Below are 614 nucleotides of genomic sequence, written 5' to 3'. Positions count from 1 at the left end.
CCGTCGTACCCGTTGAACCCGTCGCGCCGGTGGCTCCAGTCATCCCTGTTCCCGTTACGCCGGTGTCTCCTGTTACACCTGTTGATCCCGTAACTCCTGTAACTCCAGTGGCGCCTGTTGCGCCGGTTACCCCAGTTGAACCCATCGCGCCGGTGACTCCAGTTGTTCCTGTTCCGGTGTCTCCTGTCGCACCGGTTACTCCAGTAATCCCCGTTACACCAGTGGCGCCAGTAGCCCCTGTTCCCGTTGAACCTGTGACACCGGCTACCCCAGTAATCCCCGTTACACCAGTGGTGCCAGTAGCCCCTGTTCCCGTTGCGCCAGTCGTTCCGGTTACACCCGTAGATCCTGTTGCGCCAGTAGCTCCGGTTCCACCGGTATCTCCTGTTGTTCCCGTTATTCCAGGATCGCCCGTCGTACCCGTTAAACCCGTCGCGCCGGTAGCTCCGATTCCCGTTGCGCCTGTCGCACCAGTTACACCTGTAGATCCTGTTGCTCCAGTCGTTCCTGTTCCCGTTGCACCTGTGACACCGGTTATTCCAGTAGAGCCCGTCGCTCCCGTTGCGCCTGTCGCACCAGTTATACCTGTAGATCCTATTGCGCCCGTTGTACCT

At 59.6% G+C, this 614-nt stretch carries 1 protein-coding gene; it reads right to left on the bottom strand.

The window, feature by feature from the left end; all coding sequences use genetic code 11:
• Window positions 1–614, bottom strand: a 614-nt coding sequence (locus A6049_RS33480) for a hypothetical protein (RefSeq protein ID WP_205412058.1), incomplete at both ends; no start/stop codon positions are given.

Origin of the sequence: Paenibacillus sp. O199 (assembly GCF_001636635.1) — a bacterium.
GTDB classification, from domain to species: Bacteria; Bacillota; Bacilli; order Paenibacillales; family Paenibacillaceae; genus Paenibacillus; species Paenibacillus marchantiae.
Note: the sequence above shows the minus strand (reverse complement) of the source record. Positions and strands in the feature narration are given on the sequence as shown.